This is a genomic window from Microcystis sp. LE19-84.1B (assembly GCF_027531875.1).
GTDB lineage: Bacteria > Cyanobacteriota > Cyanobacteriia > Cyanobacteriales > Microcystaceae > Microcystis > Microcystis panniformis.
This window is the reverse complement of sequence record NZ_JAPZSR010000322.1, coordinates 1-2,408: the sequence shown is the minus strand read 5'-3', so window position 1 is coordinate 2,408 and position 2,408 is coordinate 1. Positions and strand designations below refer to the sequence as shown.

The window sequence follows — 2,408 nt, the reverse complement described above, 5'->3', positions numbered from 1 at the left end:
TTTGACTCTAGCGCGGGGATAAACTTCCTTAATATCAATGCCTTTTTCCTGAAAAAGCCGTAAAACCGCCGGTTCTACCAATTCTTCCACAAATCGACCCCAGCGAGTGGTGAGACTATCTACCGCTTTGCTGGTTCGTTCTACGGTGCGTTTCAGTTCTGCCATCGAGCGCTCGGCTTCGGCAGCACGGCGCTCGCTTTCTAATTTCGCTTCGGCAGCTTGGCGCTCAAGTTCGGCGGCACGGCGCTCGTTTTCTAATTTCGCTTCGGCGGCACGGCGCTCGTTTTCTAATTTCGCTTCGGCAAAGATACGTTCCATTTCGGCTCGACGAAGATCGCTTTCCCTTAAACGGCGATCAAACTCCTCGGCGGAAGCGCGGAATAGCTGGTAAATATCCTCAAGGGTAACGGGTTCACTCATGGACTGACAGGGGGTGCCGATAGACGGGGGGATTTAACACCTACCTAATAATGCCTAATTATATCTCTTTACCAAGTATTCGGTTGAAAGTTAGCATCATTAATAATTGCCACTGTATCCCCAGAGGGTTTAATCACAAATAAGCCTTTTTGATAAGCATAGCGATCTACACCTTCGTTGATTTCAATACCAGCCACTGCACCGTAAGCTCGATAGTTTTTGTAATGGGGAAAAGCGATTTTAAAACAAGTCAATTTTTCGATAAATTCATCCACATCATCTTGAGAAAATCTAGGTAGTAATTCGACTAAAACGAGTTCTGTATCATCCACCCCTAGGATATCGATTTTCATGGCGATACCTTGACGCTTGACTCTGGCACGGGGATAAACTTCCTTAATATCAATGCCTTTTTCCTGAAAAAGCCGGAAAACCCCCGGCTCTACCAATTCTTCCACAAATCGACCCCAGCGAGTGGTCAGACTATCTACCGCTTTGCTGGTTCGTTCAACCGTGCGTTTCAGTTCTGCCATCGAGCGCTCGGCTTCGGCGGCACGGCGATCGCTTTCTAATTTCGCTTCGGCAAAGATACGTTCCATTTCCGCTCGACGAAGATCGCTTTCCCTTAAACGGCGATCAAACTCCTCGGCGGAAGCGCGGAATAGCTGGTAAATATCCTCAAGGGTAACGGGTTCACTCATGGACTGACATCGAAAATAAAACACCCCTAATTATTTTAGCGATTCGGTCGAGAAAACCGAGGAGAGCGAGAGAGCAAAAACGAGATAAATATTAAGAATTATGTAGAAAACTTGACACAAGTATCGTGCTGTGTTCTTGTTTTTTATCTTGAATGTCAGGTGAAGAGCCTCGGTTTTAACGCAGTTAGAGCTTTCTAAACATTTTAAACCTTTGCTTTTAAGACTCGGTTAACAATTTGTAATATTCCTTTTTTAATAACCAGATTTAGTATAATCAGTGATCAATTAACCTTTAATCATGAGTCAGTTATGATGATGAAATTATTAAGCTCTGTAGTCATTTTGGCAAGTTTACTGAATGTTACACCTAGGATGGCAAATCATCCACCCCGACAAGTTGCTCAAGCGTCTAGCGTTTCTTCGATTCAAGGTTATTGTTTTTCAGTCGCTAATGATGATCTAGATTCTACGGCGAGGATTTATATTCAGGGAAATCAAGTCACGGGTCGGGTAGAAGCTACGATTCATAATGAACAAGAATCTTATTATAGTTCCTATACTCAAACCTTACAAGGAAGGAAAAATGGGAATCAGTTAAACTTAAATATCAAGACAAAAATTGAGTTAGATACTCAAACAACTCAAGAAAAATGGACGTTAACTTCAGATTCTTTGAATACGGGACGAGTCGTTTATCAAAAACAACCTTGTTTAGTGTCTCAAATTCGGTTGGCACCAGGAACTAATACCACTACAGTTAATCAATCGGTTGTTCGAGGGAGTCGAAATATTTATTTATTAAGAGCGAATCAAGGACAGAGAATGGATCTGAAAATTACAGCATTAGAAAATAATGCCGTATTCGATGTGATTGCACCGAATGGGCAAATTTTGAAAACAGAAGCTACCCAATCTAGTTTAAAATTACCGGCTACTGGAAATTATGAAATAATTGTAGGGGGAACTCGTGGCAATGCCACCTATAAATTAAATGTTAAAATTCAATAAATAGAAGGAAACATGGAACAGCCTTGGGGGAGTCTTGACTCTTGCCTCATCTCAACCAGCAATTTAAATGCGCGGGCAGCTTATCCTATATGGTACTGTTTAATTTTATTCCCACAAAAGTTGATTATGTCCTTACCTGCTGAGAGGGGGACAAGCGAGCTAGAAGGTAGATAGGGCAAGCGATATCGCTCTTTGTCCTTTGATGTAATCCTTCAACCGATAGCGGCTAATTTGCATTAGCTCTTCTATATTTTTTGGGAACATTTGATGTAGCTGGAG

At 42.1% G+C, this 2,408-nt stretch carries 2 protein-coding genes and 1 pseudogene; 1 reads left to right on the top strand and 2 read right to left on the bottom strand.

Features of this window, described 5'->3' with window-relative positions; translation table 11 throughout:
• A pseudogene (locus O9324_RS18290) lies at positions 1-420 on the bottom strand (DUF3782 domain-containing protein); the annotation flags it as partial.
• Between the two features lie 68 nt (positions 421-488).
• Positions 489-1,121 carry a DUF3782 domain-containing protein gene (locus O9324_RS18285; RefSeq protein ID WP_287632824.1) on the bottom strand — a complete coding sequence of 211 codons (633 nt, stop codon included), beginning with the start codon at positions 1,119-1,121 and terminating at the stop codon, positions 489-491.
• A 309-nt stretch (positions 1,122-1,430) separates the two neighbouring features.
• On the opposite strand from O9324_RS18285, the gene O9324_RS18280 reads away from it, so the two are divergent.
• Positions 1,431-2,129 (top strand): hypothetical protein, encoded by a 699-nt coding sequence (locus tag O9324_RS18280; protein WP_002768309.1) that lies wholly within the window; start codon positions 1,431-1,433, stop codon positions 2,127-2,129.
• The last annotated feature ends 279 nt before the right edge of the window (positions 2,130-2,408 follow it).